The organism is Streptomyces sp. CS113, from assembly GCF_002188365.1.
Lineage (GTDB): Bacteria > Actinomycetota > Actinomycetes > Streptomycetales > Streptomycetaceae > Streptomyces > Streptomyces tendae.
This window is the reverse complement of the sequence record NZ_KZ195574.1, coordinates 8,664,060-8,681,463: the sequence shown is the minus strand read 5'-3', so window position 1 is coordinate 8,681,463 and position 17,404 is coordinate 8,664,060. Positions and strand designations below refer to the sequence as shown.

The window sequence follows — 17,404 nt, the reverse complement described above, 5'->3', positions numbered from 1 at the left end:
CCTCACCATGCAGATCACGCACGACGAAGCCCAGGCCCTCCCTCCCCTCCAGTGGCTCAAGAAGCCGTCCGTCGACGGCCCGCCCGCCCAGCGCGACCCGAAGGTGGTCGAGCGCGTCTCCGAGATGCTCACGGAAATCGAGCACAAGGGCATGGACGCGGTCCGCGCCTACGCCCAGGAGCTGGACGGCTGGTCCGGCGGGCTGGAGGTCTCCGGCAACGAGTTGAAGAAGTCGGGGGACGCCCTGCCCCCGGACGTCCGCACCGCCCTGGAGATGGGCTACGAGCGCACCCACCGGTTCGCCGCCGCCCAGCGTGAGCACCTGACGGACTTCGAGATCGAGCTCGCCCCCGGCGTGAAGGGCGGCCAGCGGTACGTGCCGGTCTCCCGCGTCGGGGCCTACCTTCCGGCCGGCCGGTTCCCGCTGCTCGCCAGCGCGTTCATGACGGTCAACGTCGCCAAGACGGCCGGTGTGCCCACGGTGGTGGCGTGCACGCCGCCGTCGGGCGAGCACGGCGCCCACCCCGCGGTGCTGTACGGCGCATACCTGTCCCGCGCCGACCGGGTGTTCGCCCTCGGCGGCGTGCAGGCGCTCGGCGCCATGGCCTTCGGTCTGCTGGGCGAGGCTCCGGTGGACATGCTGGTCGGCGCGGGCAACGCGTTCGTCACGGAGGCCAAGCGGCAGTTGTTCGGCCGGGTCGGCATCGACCTGCTGGCCGGCCCTTCCGAGGTCGCGGTCATCGCCGACGACAGCGCCGACCCGGTGTGGGTGGCGGCCGACCTGCTGGGTCAGGCCGAGCACGGCCCCAACTCCCCCGCCGCGCTGATCACCACGTCCGAGCGGACCGGGCGGGCCGTCGTCGCGGAGGTGGAGCGTCAGCTCGCTTCCCTCGCCACCCGCGACATCGCCGGTCCGGCCTGGCGCGACTTCGGCTCCGTCATCGTGGTCGAGGACCGGGACGCCGCTGTCGCCGTCGCGGACGTCATCGCCCCCGAACACCTCGAGGTGCACACCGAGGACGACGACTTCTACCTGGAGAGCCTCTCCAACTACGGCTCGCTGTTCATCGGGCCGTGGTCCACCGTCGCGTACTCGGACAAGGGCATCGCCGGCACCAACCACGTGCTGCCGACGGGCAAGACCGCGCGGTACAACGCCGGTCTGTCGGTCTCCCGGTTCCTCAAGCCGCTCACCTACCAGCGGGCCGCGAAGGAGGGCACGGCGGCGCTCGCCCCGGCCGTCGAGCGGATCTCCGCCTTCGAGGGCCTGGCAGCCCATGGCGCGACCGCGACCTTGCGCATCGACAGGATCGGCCGTACCTCGGGCGCGTTCGACGACGTGCCGACCGCGCTGCGTGAGCAGCTCTGACCGCTCCCCGCACCGCTGGGCCGGGGGCAGCGACGTCATCGGCGTCCGTCCCCGGCCCGCCCCGCTTCCGGGGCCCCGCCGTTCCGTTCCGGCGCGGCGTGGCTCCCACCTCGTCCGCTCGCCAAGGATCCTCACATGAAACACCCTCCTCCTGAGCCGTCCCCCGCCGCGGGCGCGACGCTCACCCAGGGCCTGAAGGGCCGCCAGATCACAATGATCTCCATCGGCGGGGTGATCGGCGCCGGTCTCTTCGTCGGCTCGTCCGCCGCCGTGGCCGCCGCGGGCCCGGCCGTGATCGTCTCGTTCCTGCTGGCCGCCGTCCTGGTGGTGCTCGTCATGCAGATGCTCGGCGAAATGGCCGTCGCCAACCCCGACACGGGCTCCTTCTCCACGTACGCGGACCGGGCGCTCGGCCGCTGGGCCGGATTCTCCATCGGGTACCTGTACTGGTGGTTCTACATCCTCGTCATCCCCATCGAGGCCATCGCGGCCGGGGAGGTCGTCGCGGGCCTGACCTCGATCCCGCACTGGATACCGGCCCTCGCGGTGATCCTCCTGCTGACGGGCAGCAACCTGCTGGCCGTCCGCAACTACGGCGAGTTCGAGTACTGGTTCTCCCTGATCAAGGTCGTCGCCATCGTGGCGTTCCTGATCCTCGGGGCACTCGCGGTGTTCGGGGTACTGCCCGGGTCCGACGCCCATGGCGTGTCGAATCTGTGGAGCCACGGCGGCTTCGCCCCGCAAGGTGTCACGGCGATCCTGGCCGGTCTGCTCACCGCGATGTTCAGCTTCCAGGGCAGCGAGATCGTCACCATCGCGGCCGCGGAGTCCGAGGAGCCGCGCGAGAACATCAAGAAGGCGATCCGCGCGGTGGTGTGGCGTCTGGGCCTCTTCTACATCGGCTCGATCCTCGTCGTGGTCTGCCTCGTGCCCTGGAACGCCGACGATCTGGGGGCGGGGTCGTATCAGGCGGTCCTCGACCGGATGAACATCCCGGGCGCCGCCCGGATCATGGACGTGGTGCTGGTGGTCGCCGTGTGCAGCTGCCTCAACTCCGCCGTCTACACGGCATCACGGATGCTGTTCTCGCTGGCCGGGCGCGGTGACGCCCCGGCCGCCTTCGCGCGGACCTCACCGCAGGGAGTGCCTCGCAACGCGGTACTCGCGTCGACGGTCGTGGGGATCGCCGCGGTGATCGCCAACTATCTCCTGCCGGAGGTGTTCTCGTACCTCATCGCCTCCAGCGGGGCGATCGCACTGATGATGTACATGGTCATCGCGCTGACGCAGTACGCCGTGCGCCGCAAGGGCGGGAGGCCGACCGAGGTGCGGATGTGGGGGTTTCCGTATCTGACGCTGGCCACCATCGCCTTCATCGCCGGGGCGCTGGTCCTGATGGCCGTACTGCCGGGCCACCGGCTGGAGTTGTGGCTCTCGCTCGGGCTCGCCGGGGTGCTGGCCGCGGTGGGTGTGGTACGGCAACGACGTGCCGCGGCACCCGCGACCGTCGCCGGCCCCGTACGCGCGGCCTCCGGGTCGTAACGGTTCAGCGGGCCTTGGCGTGAGTGGCTCTCGGGACGAACTCGGTGGGCAGGACGAGGCGTTCGCCTTCCGCATCGACCTCTCCGGCGATCCGCCGAGCCAGCAACCGGGCCGCCTGACACGCGAGCTCGCCCAGATCGTGCCGGACGGTGGTCAGGCGGAACACCTCCCAGGACGCCATGGGCAGGTCGTCGAAGCCGATGACGGTGAGGTCGTCGGGCACCTTGACGCCCGCCGCGAGCGCGGCGTTGAGCACGCCGATGGCGACCACGTCGTTGCCGCAGAAGACGGCGGTGGGCGGTTCGGCCGCCTCGAGGAGGGCGGGCAGCGCCGCGTACCCGGTCTCGTACTCGAACGCGCCACGCACCACGCGGTCGTCCGGCAACCCGATGCCGCCGTCGGCCAGGGCCAGCCGGAAGCCCAGCTCTCGGTCGCGGCCGGTCGTGGTGTTGGCCGCGCCGAAGATCCCCGCGATGCGGCGGTGGCCGAGCCGGACCAGCTCCCGCGCGACGAGGCGGCCGCCGCCCTCGTTGTCGACGACGGAGGCGAAGTCGCCGGGCCGGCCGGTGTCCCGGTTGAGGAACACGTAGGGCATGCCGCGCCGCTCCAGCAGTGCGGGCAGGCGCGAGTCGGTGGTGGCGGTCGCGAGGACGACGCCGTCGAGCGACTGGTCCAGCAGCTTCTCCTCGGCGACCGCCTCGTCGGAGCGCTCGGTGAGCAGCATCATCCGGTAGCCGAGCCGTTGCAGTTCGTCGTGGAGCGGCGCGACGACGTGCGGGTAGAACGGGTTGGTCATGTCGGTCACGATGACGCCGACCCGGCGGGTGGCCCGGGTGGAGAGCGTGCGGCCCGCTTCGCTGGGCACGTAGTTGAGCGCCTGGGCGGCCCGCTTGACCTTCTCGCGGGTGGCCGGTGAGACACGGGGATCGTCCCGCAGGGCCCGGGACACCGTGGGCTGCGAGACACCCGCGAGCCTCGCCACGTCGTGACTCGTGATCGCCATGTCTCTCTCCTCGTCGCACCTCGCACCACCCGGAACCAGCGGCCCGGACAGTATACGTACGCATTTCCGTATACGTATGTCTCCCACGGCTTCCTTGATCGCGACTCGTCCGTCCGTTGCTCGGAAATTCGCTACGACCCTCTTGACAGGACGCACTCCGGACACCTGTCATGGCAATGCATACGTATTCCATTGTTGCTTCTTCCCCAGGGAGTCCCCATGCCCGATGTCGTCGTGTCCGCCCCCGAGCTGGAGCGCCGCACGGTGCGCCGCAGCGACTTCGTCTCCTGCAACCAGGCCTTCATCGACTGCCGCACACCCGGCTCGGACCGGAAGGAGAACTACGCCATGATCGGGCCGGGCGTCTCGCAGTCCTCCGGCCAGCACGTCAACCTGCGGCTGCCGCACGGCTACAACATCGGTGCCGCCGCCATGCCGCACGGCATCACCAACAACCTGCACCTGCACTACACCGCCGAGGTGTTCATCTGCACCGCCGGCGAGTACCTGCTGCGCTGGGGCGCCGAGGGCGACGAGGGGGAACTCCCCCTGAAGGCCGGCGACATCGTCTCCGTGCCCACCTGGATCTTCCGGGGCTTCACCAACACGGGGCCGGACGACGGCTGGCTGTTCACCGTGCTCGGCATGGACCGCACCGGCGGCATCATCTGGGGCCCCTCGGTCCTGCGCGAGGCGGCACAGCACGGCCTCTACCTCAGCGCCGACAACCAGCTCGTCGACACCGTCGCAGGGGACGCCCTCCCGCCGGAGTCCGAGCGGGTCACGCCGATGGGGCAGGAGCACATCGACCGGCTGCGCCACTACAGCGCCGAGGAGATGAAGCGCCGGGTCGCCGCGGCCGACGAGCTCGTGTGGTCGGACCACCCCTTCCTGGACAGCGGCCTGCCCGGCGGCGGTGCGCGCCTGAGCTGCGTCATCGGCTACGGCATGACCGAGGACCTGCACCAGGAGCCGCGCGTGTTCAACCCGCACGGTCACAACGTCGCCTGGCTGCGCGCCGAGCCCGGCCAGGGAGTCTCGCTCCACCGCCAGCAGGAGACCCAGACGCTGATCGTCAAGGACGGCCTGTGGGAGGTCACCCTCAATCGCACCGACCCGGTCCCGGTGCGCCTGGGCCCGCGCGACATGCTGTCGGTGCCGCAGGGCGCGTGGCGCACGCTGCGCAACGTCGGCGAGGAGGAGGGCGACCTCCTGGTGGTCAACTCCGGGGACGGACGAGTCCGTCTGGAGTGGGACGAGGAGGTCCTCAAGGCCGCCGCCGACGCGGGCCTGGGCCTGGACCACAACGGCTATGTCGCCCCGTACGCGCTGCTCCCCCGCTCCGCGCGCCGCTGGTGACCGGCGTGCCGCTGCCCCTGGTCGTGGTCCCCGGCATGCTCTGCGACGCGAGCCTGTGGTCGGACGTCGCCTTCCCCGAGGGCCACGCCGTCCAGCACGTCGCACTGCGGCGCCCGGACGTCGGCGCGCTCGCGGACGATGTGCTGTCCGCGGTGGACGGGCCGTTCGTGCTCGTCGGGCTCAGCCTGGGTGCCGTCGTCGGGTTCGAGGCGCTGCGGCGGGCACCCGAGCGGATCGCCGGAATGTGCGTGATGGCGACGAACGCCGCCGCCCCGCGTCCGGAACAGCGCGTTCTGTGGCGCGAGTTGGATGACCTTGTCGCGGCCGGCCGGTTCGCGGAGGTGGTCGAGCGCACCCTGCCGGACATGTTCCCCGACCGGCGCTGGTCCAGCGAGGACGCCGAGCGCTACCGCCGCATGGCGCAGGCCGTGGGCGCCGATGCCGCCCGCGCCCAGCTCGCCGCCCAGCCCACCCGCGAGGACGCGGTCGCGACGCTGCACTCGGCGCGCTGTCCCTCCGTCGTCCTCTCAGGCAGTCGGGACACGCTCTGCCCGCCCGCCTTCCACCGCACCATCGCCGAAGCCCTGCCCCACGCCCGTCTGCGCGAACTTCCCGACGCCGGGCACCTGGTGCCGTGGCAGCGACCGGACGCCGTGGGCGCGGCACTGCGGGAACTGGTCGCCGCGGTCGCCGCCGCCTGAGGTCGCAACCCCCCTGTCCACCAGAAGCGAGTTGAAGAGAGCCGTCATGCCCCGATTCCTCAAGTCACCCGTCCCCGCCGCCCAGGTGAGTGCCGCCCGAGCGGACGTCGCCGAGCGGGTGCGCGCCATCCTCGACGACATCCGCGAGCGCGGCGACGAGGCCGTGCGCCAGTACTCCGAGAAGTTCGACACCTGGGGTCCGGAGTCGTTCCGCCTGTCGTCCGAGGAGATCGAGCGCATCGTCGCCGGTGTTCCGCAGCAGGTCCTGGACGACATCCGGTTCGTGCAGGAGCAGGTGCGCACCTTCGCCCAGGCCCAGCGGGACTCGATGCTCGACGTCGAGATCGAGACGCTGCCCGGCGTCCGCCTCGGCCACCGGCACGTCCCTGTCGCCGCCGCCGGCGCGTACGTGCCCGGTGGCCGCTACCCGCTGACCGCCTCGGCCCATATGACGATCGTGACCGCCAAGGTCGCGGGCGTGCCCCGGGTCGTCGCCTGCACTCCGCCCATCAGGGGCGAGATCCCGGCCGCGACGGTCGCGGCGATGCACCTGGCGGGCGCCGACGAGATCTACCTGCTGGGTGGCGTCCAGGCTGTCGCGGCGATGGCCTTGGGTACCGAGACGATCGGCAGCGTGCCGATGCTGGCGGGTCCCGGCAACGCGTATGTGGCCGAGGCCAAGCGCCAGCTGTTCGGTGAGGTGGGCATCGACCTGTTCGCCGGGCCCACGGAGATCCTGGTGATCGCGGACGAGCACGCGGACCCCTTCGTCGTCGCCGTCGACCTGCTGTCCCAGGCCGAGCACGGCCCGGACTCCCCCGCCGTCCTCGTCACCACGTCCGAGGAGCTGGGGCGCGAGGTCGAGCGGCACATCGAGCGGCTGCTGCCGGGTATGCCGACCAAGGACTTCGCCGAGCCGGCCTGGCGCGACCACGGCCAGATCGTCGTGGCCGACACCCTCGACGAGGCCTTCGAGATCGCAGACTCGTACGCCAGCGAGCACGTCGAGGTACTCACCGAGGATCCGCGCCAGGCGCTGGATCTCATGCGCGACTACGGCGCGCTCTTCCTCGGCGAGGGCACCTGTGTCAGTTACGGCGACAAGGTCATCGGCACCAACCACGTCCTTCCCACCCGTGGCGCCGCCCGCTACACGGGCGGCCTGTGGGTCGGCAAGTACCTCAAGACGGTGACCTACCAGGAGGTCACCGACACCGCTTCCTCGGCTCTGCTCGGTGAGGTGTGCGGGCGCGCCGCCCGCGTCGAGCTCTTCGAGGGCCACGCACGCTCCGGTGACGTCCGCGCCGCGAAGTACGGCGACAGGACGCTGGAGTGGAACGAGGGGGCCGGCGCATGACGACCGACCGCGCCGGAGCGCCCCTCGCCGGGCGGACGGCACTCGTGACCGGGGGCGGCAGCGGCCTGGGCCGGGCCATCACCCGCTCGCTGCTCGCCGACGGCGCCCGCGTGGTGATCACAGGCCGCGGCGCGGACGCTTTGAAGCGCACCGCAGACGAACTGGGCCCCGACGTCGTCCCCGAGGTCTGCGATGTGTCCCGCCCCGAGGACGTCGACGCGCTCGCCTCGGCCCTCGTGGATGACGAGATCTCGATCCTGGTCAACAATGCGGGCATCGCGGGCCCCGTGGCTTCGCTGACCGACATCTCGCCCGCCGAGTGGGACGAGGTCTTCGACGTCAACGTGCGCGGTGTGTTCCTGATGTGCCGGGCGTTCCTTCCCGGGATGACCCTTCGCGGCTCCGGTGATGTCATCAACATCGCCTCGGTGTCGGGCAAGCGGCCACTGCTGCGACGCACCCCGTACTGCGCGTCGAAGATGGCGGTCATCGGTCTGACGACCACGCTGGCCGGCGAGGTGGGGCCCCTGGGCGTCACCGTCAACTCCCTGTCCCCCGGACCTGTTTCGGGGCCGCGCATGGAGCGCAACTTCCGTCTGGAGGCCGAGCGCACGGGCAGCAGTTACGCCGAGGCGGAGGAGGCCTTCGTGTCACGTGCAGCCCTCGGACGGATGGTGACCGAGGAGGAGGTCGGCGGCGCGGTGAGCGCGATGCTGCGGATGCGTGGCCTGTGCGGCGCCGATGTCGACCTGTCGGCGGGGATGGTGGCCCGATGACCGTCCCGCGTACCCGGCGCCGCAGCCTCAAACGGCGTCTGGCGGCGGGCGATTCGCTGCGCGGCGTGCTGCTGCGGCTGCCCTCGGAGACACTGGTGGAGATGGCGGGCGTCGCCGGTCTGGACTACGTGGTCATCGACTGCGAGCACGGGCCCGCGGACACGGCACTGCTCCAGCAGCACATCATGGCGGCCGAGGCTCACGGCATCGACGTCCTGGTGCGGGTGGGCACCGCCGAGCCCGCGTTGGCGCTGCGCTGCCTGGACCTGGGCGCGGCCGGACTGATCCACCCGCACGTGGACGGCTCCGAGGACGCCCGGCGGGCCGTGGCCGCGAGCCACTACCCGCCGTGGGGCGAGCGGGGGTTCGCCACGTACAGCAGGTCGGGGCGGTTCGGCACGGTCCCCGCGGCCGAGCATGTGGCCGCCTCCCGCCAGACGCTGGTCATCCCGATGATCGAGACACAGCGGGCATGCGCCGCGGCCGACGCGATCGCCGGCACCGAGGGCGTGGACGCGGTCCTGGTGGGCCCCGCCGACCTGGCGGCGGACTGCGGCTTTCCCGCACCGGAGGCCGTGAACAGACTCGTCCGGCAAGCCCACAGGGCGATCGTCGAGAGCGGGCGCACGGTGATGACGATCGTCCCTCACCTCGAAGCGGCGCGGGCCGCCGAGGAGGCCGGAGCCCGGCTGATCGTCTTCAACATGGCGCAGGTACTGATGGACACCATGGGCACCCTCGTGCGCCCGTCCCGACCGTGACCCGCCTTCGTCGGACTCGTCCGCACCCCTTGACGGTCCACCCCGAGGACCTTAGCGTTCAACTTCAATTCATACGTATGCACACGCGTTTACGCGTGCACACCGGCTCATCCGCACATCCTTCATCCGCCGCGCGATCGGAGCAGCCATGTCCTCTGCAGCGCCACCCCGCACTACCCCCGCGACCGCCCCCGCCGAAGCGGAGGGTCGGAGCGCGATTCGCCGGGCCATCGGCGCGGGCAGCGTCGGCAACTTCGTCGAACAGTTCGACTACGGCCTCTACGGCTACATGGCCCCGATCATGGCCCCCGCGTTCTTCCCCGAGAGCGACAAGACCGTGGCGGTGCTCGGGACGTACGCGATCATCGCGATCGCGTGCCTGGTCCGCCCCCTCGGCGGGACCCTCCTCGGCCGCTGGGGCGACCGGGTGGGCCGCCGGAAGACGCTGCTGTGGACCCTCGTGGCCATGGGTGCGTCCACCGCCCTCGTCGCGGTCCTGCCCACGTACCACCAGGTCGGCATTCTGGCGCCACTCCTGCTCCTGGCGCTCCGCGTGGTCCAGGGCGTCGTCTCCGGCGGCGAGTACGTCGGCGCGGTGGCCTTCATCGTCGAGTGGGCCGAGCCCGACCGACGCGCCTACTACACCTCGTACGCTTCCAACAGCTGCTTCGCCGGCACGCTCGCCGGTGCCGGTGTCGCCGCGCTGACCAGCTGGGTGTTCGAGGGGCCCGCACTCGACTCGTGGGGCTGGCGCCTCCCCTTCCTGCTGGCGATCCCCCTCAGCCTGGTCGGCCTGTGGATGCGCAGCCGCATCTCGGAGAGCCCGGAGTTCGTGCAGGCCACGAAGGACGGCACCGATGTGGTCAAGTCCCCGGTGATCGAGGCTCTGCGGTCTCAGTGGCGGCCCATCCTCGTCTACTGCGGGATCTCCATCATGTGCGCGATCCTCTCCTACACCTGGGTCACCTTCTATCCGCAGTACCTGACGAACACGCTCGGCCTGCCCCGCTGGATGGGCCTGGCCTCCAACGCCATCTCGATCGCGGTCCTGATCCCCCTGCTGCCCCTGGCCGGCAAGCTCTCGGACCGCGTGGGACGCAAGCCGATGCTCATCACGGGCGCCGTCGCCTGCATCGTCGTCGTCCCGCTCGCTTTCTGGGTGGGCGACCGGGGCACCTTCGGCGCCGCCGTTGCCAGCCAACTCATCTATCTGATACCAGAGTTCTTCCTCACCGGCATCATCACGGTCTGCGCGGCCGAACTCTTCTCCACCCGCACCCGGTTCAGCGCGAGCGCCATCGCGTACAACAGCTCGTTCTCCGTCTTCATGGGGATCACCCCGTTCGTGGCGACGCTGCTGGTGGACACCTTCGACTCGATCTACGCCGTATGGGCCTACCTGGGCGTCGGAGCCGTCCTGGCACTCGTCGTCGTGACCGGTTTCATGACGGAGACGTACCGCAGCCAGCTGGGCGCGGACAAGTTCCACCGCCAGGAGACACCACGGCCCGCCTGATCCACCGGCCGGCATCCCTGGTCCGGCCCCAACAGCCGTCGCCCTCTCCGCATACGCATTCACATCGATTGGAATGGACAGCACCATGGCCCTGCACCCCGTCGCGTACGAGCCCTACAACGACCCGGACGAGTTCATCCGCGAGGTGACCGACCGCATCTGGGTCGCACGCGACATCGCCCACATCGTCGACAACTACGAGCCCGACTCGATCGTCCACACCAGTCTCGGTACCGTAGTCGGCCGCGACGGCGTCATCGAGGGCAGCACGATGCGGATGGCCGCCGTACCCGGCCACATCGGCCAGGCCGAGGACGTGGTGTGGGAGGCCCGCGGGGACGACGCCTTCCTCAGCTCGCATCTGGTCTTCTCCGCCGACGAACATCTCGTGGACGGCCGAAGCGTCCGTGTCCGCAAGCGCACGGTGGCCAACTGCCTGTACCGGCGGGGCCGCATGGTCGAGGAGTGGGTGGTGCGCGACGACCTCGCGGACTGCCTGCAACTCGGCATCGACCCGGACGAGGCCGCGCGCGACCGCCAGTTCCAGGGCTACACCGGGTCGATGACCCAAGAGCCGCCGAAGGACGTGCTCCTGGAAGGTGTCAGCGGGCCGCGCCCCGACGACTTCCGCCCCGAGTGCGAGATGGTCCTCGAATTCATCGACCGGGTCTGGTCACAGCGCGAGCTCAACAAGGTCAACGACTTCATGGCGCGCGACCTCTTCCTGCACACCATCGGCGACCGCACCGTGATCCGTCCCGAGCGCTACCAGGCCGATCTGCTGGACATGGTCGGCCCCTTCCCAGACGCGCGCTTCGCCGTGCGGGACGTCCAGACCCACCACGCGGAGCGCTACGCGGGTCTGCGCGTGGCCGTGACCTGGACCATGCGCGGCACGTACCGCGGCATCCCCACCTTCGGCCCCCTCACCGGCAAGCCGGTCACGGTGCTCGGCGTCTCGCAGTTTCTGATCCAGGACGGCCGCATCGTGAAGGAGGTCCGCGTGTACGACGAGATCGCGCTGCGCACGCAGATCAACGCGGGACGGGAGGACGGCGCGGACGTGGCGGCCAACATCTACTAGTACTGCAACGGTGCTTGCTGTGGCGGGTGGCCGGTTCAGGGGATGTGCCCGCGTCGTTCGTAGTGGCTGGTGCGGGCCCGGTGTTGTCGTCGGCGGTGCCGGGTCGCCCAGTGCCTGGGCAATGATGACGCTTTCGCCGTTGAAGGCGATGGCCGGGCATTCGTGCAGGTCACAGCCAAGGCCGATCATTTCACTCACACGTCGGTACAGGTGGCATTGGACGTTCTCGGCCAGTTCCTTTTCCTGTGGCCTGCCCCCTGTTCCACCAGGGCGTACACGCCGATGATCACCACCCCGACAGGCATGTCCATGATCCCGGCCCGCACTGACGACGCCCAGCCCGGCGGTCCGGGCCGCCGAGATGCCCAGGCCGAGCAGGGCGATCGTGTTGAACAGCAATACGACGTCCGCGGCGGTCTCCTCGGACCACCACTCCGCCACCGCGCCGAGCAATAGCCACACGGTGAGCAGAGCGGCCACGACCAGTGGCCATTCGGCGATCACCGCCCGCAGCCTTCTCGGCCTCGTCCCTCCCTCGGCGACCGCACGCTGGGCGATCACGTGGGCGTATCCATGGGCGGCGCTCGACGCCAACGCCGTGAGCAGGACCCAGAGCATCCTCACCGGGGCCGGGGACCTCGCCCGGTACGTCCAACGCTGCCACGAGTGCACTGGCCAGCACCAGGTCGTAGATGCCGCGAAACAACCACAGTTCGGCGGTCTTGGGCCGGCCTTAGACCTCGCCGCGGCGAAGCGTCCTCGGAACGGACGTGATCGGCGTCTTCGGGCATCGCGTCGCCTCGGTGGGGAGAAGGAGCGGGCCAGCCCATGCAAACCCGCGCGGTGCCGCAGAACACGGCACCGCGCTGATGTGCCGCGCAGAACGGCGGGTCGCGGAGGCGGAGCAGGCCGTCCAGGGAGCGTCCGCGACGGGCCCTGGCGACACACCGTCACCACTCCTGATATTGCGTAAGGTCGATGCCGAACATCGTCAAGTCGTGACCGTGGACCGGGTGCCGGACGATGCTCTCCGCCTGCATGCCGAGCTTGTCGGCCACAGCCGCGGAAGCTCTGTCGTTCGTCCGCAACACGGCGACCACCCGGTCCAGACCGCGATCCTGCAAAGCGAACTCCAAGGCGGCGTGCGCCGCCTCGGAAGCGTATCCCTGGCCCCAGAACACCCGGCCGAGCCGCCAGCCGATCGCAACCTGTCCGGCTACCTCATCCGGCGTGCCGGCAACGTACAGCCCTACGGCACCCGCCAGTTCACCAGAGCCCAAGAGCTCGACCGCGAAGACCCCGAATCCCTCGTCGTCCCACTCCTCCTCCCACGCTTCGATGTCTCCGGCGGTCTGCTCCGTCGAGCGCGGCCTGCCGTCGCCGATGCGCCGCATCACCACCGGATCGGCGTGGATCTCGGACAACGGGGCCAGGTCGTCCTCCAGCCAACGGCGCAGAACAAGACGAGGAGTGCGGATCTCGGTCATGCCCCCATCCTGCCGATGCCGTGCCGAGAGTGCGAACCGCGGCGGTCCACCCTGGGTACCGCGGCGATCAGCCGGGCGACTCCCGGGTGCGGTATGCGCGCTGCGAAAGGCGACCGCTCAGGTTCGCCCTTCCCGTGCGACGGTCGACCCCGAGCCGCCCCGCCTCACGAAGCAGTCCCCCGTCGCCCTCGACCCCGGTCACTGCCGTGCCCCGCGTCGGCTGACGACCGGCCCTCCCGGTACGCTGCGACTCCTGCGGTGCGTAGCAGGAGTCCCGGGCCTCGCCGGGACGCGTAGGATGCGTCATGTGCATTCGAGCCATATGTCCGTGCGCGGCGAGATCCTCGTACGCCGGGCCGTCGCCCGGGACGCCAAGCGCCTCACGCGACTCGTGCGCGGCTCGCGTGCGTACGGTGGCCAGTACGCGTCGATGGTCTCGGGCTACCGCGTCGGCCCGGACTACATCGAGAGTCATCGCGTCTTCGTAGCCGCCGACGCCGGCACCAACGTTGTCCCGGGCCGGGTGCTCGGCTTCTACTCGCTGATCCTCGCACCGCCCGAGCTGGACCTGCTCTTCGTCCAGGACGGGGTGCAGGGACGCGGCATCGGACGACTCCTTGTCGAGCACATGACGTCCGAAGCGCGCGCGGCGGGGCTGGCACGTGTCCGGGTGGTGTCGCATCCTCCGGCCGAGGGCTTCTACCGCAGTGTCGGTGCGCTGCGTACCGGAACGGTCGCCGCGAACCCGCCCGCCGTGCCCTGGGACCGGCCCGAGCTGGAGTTCGTGATCCCTCAACTACCTACCTGACGCTTCTGTCGCAGGGGGCTCGCCGCCTGGCGTCAGCTGCACGTCCTCCCGGCGCCGGGACGGCTCGAATCGCGCGATGTGGGCACCGGGAGAGGAACCACGCCGCATGAGGGGAGACCGGTCGCCCGGTCGCCCGGCTCCCGCGCCCAAGGAGAGCCCACGATGGCGGTCGATGACGACGCCCCGCAGGCCATTCCGAACACGCCGAAAACGCGCGAGAAGGCGTCGCCCGCCGCTGTCCGCTCTCCGCTGTGGCCACGACATGTCGAGGAGACGGTCGAGATCGCGGTGCCCTTGCGTACGGCGTACAACCAATGGACGCAGTTCAAGGCTTTCCCGCGCTTCTCGTACCTGGTGCACGACGTCGAGCGGATCAGGCCCACGGTGACCGTCCGGAGTATCGGTCACGGGCCACTGAGCCAGCGTCACGACGAGGACGGCGCTGCCTGTGCGACCGTCGGCCACCGCCCGGTAGGAGCCGCGTGTCCCGATCACCCACAACCACTGCGGCGTGCACGGCAGGATCACCAACGCGAGCCAGGCGCGCCACAACGCGACCGCGCGTAGGCGATGTCCAGGTCCCGGTTTCGCGGGTGGGTGAACTCGTGGAGGACGACGGACGGAAGATCGCCAGCCGTTCCCGGCCAGAGTCAGCGGACCGCTGTCGAGACACACGACGTACTGGCCGAACCGACCGAAGATCATGACGGATGTCGTGGCGCTCAGCGAATCTTCGGCTTCTTCACGCCCAACCACGTATCCGGGGGGCCCGGTTCTGGGGCACCACAGAAGGTCTGGATTCACTCCCCTGGGGGCCAGGTGAATAAGCCGTCGGTTCTTGAGCCTGGTTGCCCAGTCGGGCACCGCTCTCCTGCCCGCATCCTGTGACTCACCCATCCGTTGCTGAGACGGTTGGTGTCTGGGTCAGGGACCCGGAACCGGGATCCGGGTGCACGGGTTTGGTGATGCCGGCGCGGGCGGCCTCCAGCTGGGCCGCGAAGGCCACACCCAGGAAGAGCGCAACGCCGGCCAGGTTTGCCCAGAGGAACAGGGCCATGAGGGCGGTCAACGGTCCGTACAACGAACCGAAGGACCCGCTGTGCGCCACGTAGAGGGCCAGCAGCCAGGTGGCCGTGGTCCATAGGACGAGTTGTACGACGGACCCGAACACGAGCCAGGTGTAACCCGGTTGGACACGCCGTGGCGCCCACCGCAGGACGACAGCCGATGCCATGCAGGCGAGGGCCACGCCCACCGGGACCTTCCCCCACTCCCACCAGCCAAGCCATGCTCCGGGCCAGCCGAACACCTCCGCAACAGCCCTGCCCACCGCTCCGCCGGCCACCGTCACGAGAAAGCCGAGCACCAGCGGCCCGCCCGCACCGACCGCCAGCAGCAGGCTGCGGCCGTACTTCTCCAGGAACGGCCGGTCGCGTTCGATCCCGTAGATGCGGTTGCACCCCCGCTCGATCTGGCCCATGGCCGATGCGAGGTTCAGGACGGCGAAGCCGAGGCCCAACCACATGGCCACGGTCCCCGCCGTATCGGCATCGGCATGCGTGCGGGTCGCCAGCAAGCCTTCGCGTACGAGATCGGCGCTGTCCGCCGGAACGATATCGCTCAGGGTCAGTTCGATCAGCCGTCCGACGCTCTCCGTGTGGATGGCCGCGGAGACCCCCACCAGGGCGATGGCGAGCGGCACCATCCCGATGACCAACTGGAAGGCCAGGGCCCGCGCGAAGCTGAATCCATCGGCGTACCTGAAACGCAGGAACGCGTCGGTCACCAGTCGGCGGCCCCCGTAGCGGCGCAGCGAGGCCCAGGCTTCGTCTCCGGACAACTCGTCGCCGATCATGTCCCTCGTCTGCGGTACGTGCACCACTGTTCCCATGCAGGAGGTGTGCTCCACCGGACCGTTTCCATGCGGTCGGGGCGACGAGCGCTAAGAGGTCCTAACAAAGACGTCGGACGTGGCGGTGGGTGATCAGGCAGGCGGCGATGCCGAGGAAGGCATCGTGGATGTCGTCGCGTCGTTCCCAGCGGATGCGCAGTCGACGGAAGCCGTGGAGCCAGGCGATGGTGCGCTCGACGACGTAGCGGAAGACGCCCAGTCCGGAGCCATGTTCGACGCCTCGTTCGGCGATGACCGGTCTCATCCCTCGCTCTCGCAGCGGGCGGTGGTACTTGTCGTGGTCGTAGCCGCGGTCGGCGAGGAGCGCGTCCGGTCGGTGTCTGGGCCGGCCCACGACGTCGGCCACGGCCCAGACCTTGTCCAGCAGCGGCAGCAGCTGGGTGACCTCGCCCGCGGTTTCCGCCGGTCAGCGACACCGCGAGCGGGATGCCCTGGCCGTCGGTGAGGACGTTGTGCTTGCTGCCCGGCCGTGCACGGTCGACCGGGCTGGGTCCGCTTTTGGGCCGCGCCGAGCGCAAGGTCCCCACCCATGACCACACCAACGAGCAAGCTGGCCAACAGTCACGGCAAACACCGTTGCAGTACTAAGTCTTCTGAGTCAGGAATTCTATTCAGATATGTAGGGTTGCCTGGTGGCACGTACTGGGCGGCCGAAGGCCGAGTTGATCCTGTCGGATGAGGAACGGGCTGCGCTGGAGGGGAGGTTCGCCGCCGTTCCACCCCGCAGGCGTGGGCTTTGCAGTGCCGGATCATCCTGGCCTGCGCGACCGGCGCGTCCAACGCGGACGTGGCCGCCCAGCTCGGTTCGACACCGCATGCGGTGGGCCGCTGGCGGAAGCGGGTCATCGAGCACCGGATCGCCGGGCTGGGTGACATGCCGCGGCCGGGCGGGCCCCGGACGGTCACCGACGAGCAGGTCGCCGCGTTGGTGAAGCGGACGCTGGAGACCGCGCCGAAGAACGCCACGCACTGGTCGACGCGGGCGCTGGCCAAGGAGACGGGTTCGTCGCAGTCGACCGTGTCGCGGATCTGGCGGGCCTTCGGCCTGCAGCCGCACCGCACCGAGACGCTCAAGCTGTCGACGGACCCGTACTTCGTCGACAAGGTCCACGACGTGGTCGGCCTCTATCTGGACCGCCCGAGCGGGCCTTGGTGTTCTGTGTCGACGAGAAGTCGCAGATCCAGGCCCTGGACCGGTCCCAGCCGGTGCTGCCCGGCGTCCCGCAGCGGGTCACCCACGACTATGTGCGCGCGAGCATCACCACATTGTTGATATCGACGAGCTTGGTGAGCTCGTCCACCTTGCTGTGGAGATGGTTGATCATGAATGGGCGGATACCCGAGCGGTAGCCGTATTGGTCGTCGTACAGCAGGCTGAGGTCGGCGGTGTGCCGGAGCCGGACGAGGCCGCATCCCGTGTAACTGCAGGGGAATATGCCGGTCAGTGCCTGTTCTCCCCACCCGGAGGGTAGCCCGGTCGCTGCCGCATCAGCGGCTACGTGGGCGACCACGATCCGTACGTGCCGCACGACGGCCTCCTGCGCTGGGCCGACCACACGAGGGGGCATTCAGCGTCCAGGTCTTCGAGGGCGGCCACTTCTACATTGAGGACCAGGTGCAGAACGTGGCCCGGAGCATTCTGCGGGACCTCTCCGCCTTCGTCCCGCGACCTTCGGCGAGCCGCCCCCTCGCCCGAGAGGCCGGGACATGACCCGAAGGCCGCCGAACC

The 17,404-nt window shown here is 70.0% G+C and carries 16 protein-coding genes and 1 pseudogene; 12 read left to right on the top strand and 5 right to left on the bottom strand.

Going from position 1 to position 17,404, the window contains the following annotated elements:
- Window positions 1-7 precede the first annotated feature (7 nt).
- The gene (hisD, locus tag B9W62_RS39230) at window positions 8-1,369 is read left to right on the top strand and encodes a histidinol dehydrogenase (RefSeq protein WP_087811649.1); all 1,362 of its coding nucleotides are present in this window, start codon (window positions 8-10) and stop codon (window positions 1,367-1,369) included.
- 135 nt (window positions 1,370-1,504) lie between these two features.
- The gene (locus tag B9W62_RS39225) at window positions 1,505-2,911 is read left to right on the top strand and encodes an amino acid permease (RefSeq protein ID WP_218782005.1); all 1,407 of its coding nucleotides are present in this window, start codon (window positions 1,505-1,507) and stop codon (window positions 2,909-2,911) included.
- Between the two features lie 4 nt (window positions 2,912-2,915).
- Here B9W62_RS39225 and B9W62_RS39220 read toward each other — a convergent pair whose 3' ends face one another.
- Window positions 2,916-3,914: a LacI family DNA-binding transcriptional regulator gene (locus B9W62_RS39220; RefSeq protein ID WP_087811647.1), complete on the bottom strand. Its 999-nt coding sequence runs from the start codon at window positions 3,912-3,914 to the stop codon at window positions 2,916-2,918.
- A 219-nt stretch (window positions 3,915-4,133) separates the two neighbouring features.
- Here B9W62_RS39220 and B9W62_RS39215 point away from each other — a divergent pair, with 219 nt between their 5' ends.
- The 7 genes from B9W62_RS39215 (at window position 4,134) to B9W62_RS39185 (ending at window position 11,468) form a co-directional block, all read left to right on the top strand.
- A complete protein-coding gene (locus B9W62_RS39215) occupies window positions 4,134-5,273 on the top strand; it encodes a cupin domain-containing protein (RefSeq protein ID WP_087811646.1) in 1,140 nt (379 codons plus the stop codon).
- Between the two features lie 5 nt (window positions 5,274-5,278).
- Window positions 5,279-5,974 carry an alpha/beta fold hydrolase gene (locus B9W62_RS39210; RefSeq protein ID WP_143665499.1) on the top strand — a complete coding sequence of 232 codons (696 nt, stop codon included), beginning with the start codon at window positions 5,279-5,281 and terminating at the stop codon, window positions 5,972-5,974.
- Window positions 5,975-6,020: 46 nt separating this feature from the next.
- The gene (hisD, locus tag B9W62_RS39205) at window positions 6,021-7,331 is read left to right on the top strand and encodes a histidinol dehydrogenase (protein ID WP_087811644.1); all 1,311 of its coding nucleotides are present in this window, start codon (window positions 6,021-6,023) and stop codon (window positions 7,329-7,331) included.
- Window positions 7,328-8,107, top strand: coding sequence for an SDR family NAD(P)-dependent oxidoreductase (locus B9W62_RS39200; protein WP_087811643.1), 780 nt, complete (start codon window positions 7,328-7,330; stop codon window positions 8,105-8,107). Before hisD (B9W62_RS39205) ends, B9W62_RS39200 begins: the two co-directional genes overlap by 4 nt.
- Complete coding sequence (locus tag B9W62_RS39195; protein ID WP_087811642.1) at window positions 8,104-8,868, top strand: HpcH/HpaI aldolase family protein; 765 nt, start codon at window positions 8,104-8,106, stop codon at window positions 8,866-8,868. Before B9W62_RS39200 ends, B9W62_RS39195 begins: the two co-directional genes overlap by 4 nt.
- 148 nt (window positions 8,869-9,016) lie before the next feature.
- The gene (locus B9W62_RS39190; RefSeq protein WP_087811641.1) at window positions 9,017-10,384 is read left to right on the top strand and encodes an MFS transporter; all 1,368 of its coding nucleotides are present in this window, start codon (window positions 9,017-9,019) and stop codon (window positions 10,382-10,384) included.
- A 73-nt stretch (window positions 10,385-10,457) separates the two neighbouring features.
- A complete protein-coding gene (locus B9W62_RS39185) occupies window positions 10,458-11,468 on the top strand; it encodes a nuclear transport factor 2 family protein (protein ID WP_218782003.1) in 1,011 nt (336 codons plus the stop codon).
- A 950-nt stretch (window positions 11,469-12,418) separates the two neighbouring features.
- Here the strand turns inward: B9W62_RS39185 and B9W62_RS39175 are convergent.
- Entirely contained in the window at window positions 12,419-12,955 is a 537-nt protein-coding gene (locus B9W62_RS39175) for a GNAT family N-acetyltransferase (RefSeq protein ID WP_087811639.1), read from the bottom strand.
- A gap of 298 nt (window positions 12,956-13,253) precedes the next feature.
- On the opposite strand from B9W62_RS39175, the gene B9W62_RS39170 reads away from it, so the two are divergent.
- On the top strand, window positions 13,254-13,763 hold the full coding sequence (locus B9W62_RS39170; RefSeq protein WP_087811638.1) for a GNAT family N-acetyltransferase: 510 nt from the start codon (window positions 13,254-13,256) through the stop codon (window positions 13,761-13,763).
- A 162-nt stretch (window positions 13,764-13,925) separates the two neighbouring features.
- The gene (locus B9W62_RS41285) at window positions 13,926-14,330 is read left to right on the top strand and encodes an SRPBCC family protein (protein ID WP_179235905.1); all 405 of its coding nucleotides are present in this window, start codon (window positions 13,926-13,928) and stop codon (window positions 14,328-14,330) included.
- Between the two features lie 322 nt (window positions 14,331-14,652).
- On the opposite strand, the gene B9W62_RS39160 is transcribed toward B9W62_RS41285, so the two are convergent.
- Window positions 14,653-15,654: a YihY/virulence factor BrkB family protein gene (locus B9W62_RS39160; protein WP_087812318.1), complete on the bottom strand. Its 1,002-nt coding sequence runs from the start codon at window positions 15,652-15,654 to the stop codon at window positions 14,653-14,655.
- A 61-nt stretch (window positions 15,655-15,715) separates the two neighbouring features.
- Window positions 15,716-16,169: pseudogene (locus B9W62_RS40440) on the bottom strand (IS5 family transposase); the annotation flags it as partial.
- A 242-nt stretch (window positions 16,170-16,411) separates the two neighbouring features.
- Here B9W62_RS40440 and B9W62_RS39150 point away from each other — a divergent pair.
- Window positions 16,412-16,948 (top strand): helix-turn-helix domain-containing protein, encoded by a 537-nt coding sequence (locus B9W62_RS39150; RefSeq protein ID WP_256976740.1) that lies wholly within the window; start codon window positions 16,412-16,414, stop codon window positions 16,946-16,948.
- On the opposite strand, the gene B9W62_RS41085 is transcribed toward B9W62_RS39150, so the two are convergent.
- Window positions 16,917-17,204: a hypothetical protein gene (locus B9W62_RS41085; RefSeq protein WP_087811636.1), complete on the bottom strand. Its 288-nt coding sequence runs from the start codon at window positions 17,202-17,204 to the stop codon at window positions 16,917-16,919. The genes B9W62_RS39150 and B9W62_RS41085 overlap by 32 nt on opposite strands.
- Window positions 17,205-17,404 lie beyond the last annotated feature (200 nt).

Bases quoted from the DNA above. Each gene is read 5' to 3' on its own strand.
- B9W62_RS39220 (WP_087811647.1), bottom strand. From the start codon at position 3,914: ATGGCGATCACGAGTCACGACGTGGCGAGGCTCGCGGGTGTCTCGCAG.
- B9W62_RS39195 (WP_087811642.1), top strand. From the start codon at position 8,104: ATGACCGTCCCGCGTACCCGGCGCCGCAGCCTCAAACGGCGTCTGGCG.
- B9W62_RS39190 (WP_087811641.1), top strand. From the start codon at position 9,017: ATGTCCTCTGCAGCGCCACCCCGCACTACCCCCGCGACCGCCCCCGCC.
- hisD (WP_087811644.1), top strand. From the start codon at position 6,021: ATGCCCCGATTCCTCAAGTCACCCGTCCCCGCCGCCCAGGTGAGTGCC.
- B9W62_RS39200 (WP_087811643.1), top strand. From the start codon at position 7,328: ATGACGACCGACCGCGCCGGAGCGCCCCTCGCCGGGCGGACGGCACTC.
- B9W62_RS39170 (WP_087811638.1), top strand. From the start codon at position 13,254: ATGCGTCATGTGCATTCGAGCCATATGTCCGTGCGCGGCGAGATCCTC.
- B9W62_RS39175 (WP_087811639.1), bottom strand. From the start codon at position 12,955: ATGACCGAGATCCGCACTCCTCGTCTTGTTCTGCGCCGTTGGCTGGAG.
- B9W62_RS39160 (WP_087812318.1), bottom strand. From the start codon at position 15,654: ATGGGAACAGTGGTGCACGTACCGCAGACGAGGGACATGATCGGCGAC.
- hisD (WP_087811649.1), top strand. From the start codon at position 8: ATGCAGATCACGCACGACGAAGCCCAGGCCCTCCCTCCCCTCCAGTGG.
- B9W62_RS39225 (WP_218782005.1), top strand. From the start codon at position 1,505: ATGAAACACCCTCCTCCTGAGCCGTCCCCCGCCGCGGGCGCGACGCTC.
- B9W62_RS41285 (WP_179235905.1), top strand. From the start codon at position 13,926: ATGGCGGTCGATGACGACGCCCCGCAGGCCATTCCGAACACGCCGAAA.
- B9W62_RS39185 (WP_218782003.1), top strand. From the start codon at position 10,458: ATGGACAGCACCATGGCCCTGCACCCCGTCGCGTACGAGCCCTACAAC.
- B9W62_RS39215 (WP_087811646.1), top strand. From the start codon at position 4,134: ATGCCCGATGTCGTCGTGTCCGCCCCCGAGCTGGAGCGCCGCACGGTG.